The 907-nt window shown below is 30.5% G+C and carries 2 protein-coding genes; one reads left to right on the top strand and one right to left on the bottom strand.

Going from position 1 to position 907, the window contains the following annotated elements:
* Positions 1-391, top strand: a 391-nt coding sequence (locus BG20_RS01720) for a tetratricopeptide repeat protein (RefSeq protein ID WP_010190049.1), incomplete at its 5' end; no start/stop codon positions are given.
* A gap of 37 nt (positions 392-428) precedes the next feature.
* On the opposite strand, the gene BG20_RS01715 is transcribed toward BG20_RS01720, so the two are convergent.
* Positions 429-907: diphthamide synthesis protein (locus BG20_RS01715; protein ID WP_010190048.1), on the bottom strand; the 479-nt coding region annotated here is incomplete at its 5' end.

Genomic DNA, 907 nt, shown 5'->3' with positions numbered 1-907 from the left:
TGCAATTCAATGCTATGATGCTGTATTGAAATTAGCACCTCAGGAACTTTCTGTTTTGGTAAACAAAATTTCTTCATTGAGAAAAAAAGGAAAATTCTCTGAAGCACTACAATACTGTGATAATATATTAGAAAATAACCCAAAGTACAACATTGTGTTATACCATAAAGAGAGAATCTTGTTTTCAATGAACCAATTTGAAGAATCATTACTTTGTTGTGATGTCATTCTAGATGATTATCCACTTAACGGTGATGTATTATTTGATAAATCTTGTAGTCTTGCAATGATTTCCAAAATAGATGATGCACTTTTTATCCTTGAAAAAGCAATTTCCCAAGGAATTCAATTTAAGATCAAAGCAAAAAAACTAAATCTTTTGAAAAACTAAAGGACAATATCAAATTTCAAAAACTAACATCTTGATTTTATAACCAGTGAGGAATCTCTAGATATCCCTCTATGCTTTCATGTCTTAATATTTTTAAAAGTGCATTTGCTTGGGGTGTAGAAAGAACAGGTTTATCAAACTGATTGTCAGTAGAAATTCTAGGACATGCTACTTGGATAAACGCATCTATTCCTTTCAGATTTTTTAATCTCTCGTTTGTAATATCTGTTAATGCAAATAATTGAACTGTCTTTCCTTCTTTTTCTAATTCATTTTTAAATTTTAACGCAAACACTTTGGATAATTGCCCTTCTTTTAATCCTATGATTATTCCAAATGTCTGTGCTTCAGCAGCTTTGTAAATCGCAAGAGTTGCTTTCTTTTTTAATTTTCCTGCAAATTCTGTCACTTCTCGTACTTCGTTAAAATAAGGATCTAAGACATATGTTGGCATATTTGTTGAAAGTGCAATTCCAGCAGCATGAAAATTACTTTGCCCTAAAAATACATAGGCAT

The sequence above is a fragment of the Candidatus Nitrosarchaeum limnium BG20 genome, assembly GCF_000241145.1.
Classification (GTDB): Archaea; Thermoproteota; Nitrososphaeria; order Nitrososphaerales; family Nitrosopumilaceae; genus Nitrosarchaeum; species Nitrosarchaeum limnae.
This window is presented reverse-complemented; position numbering and strand designations above follow the sequence as displayed.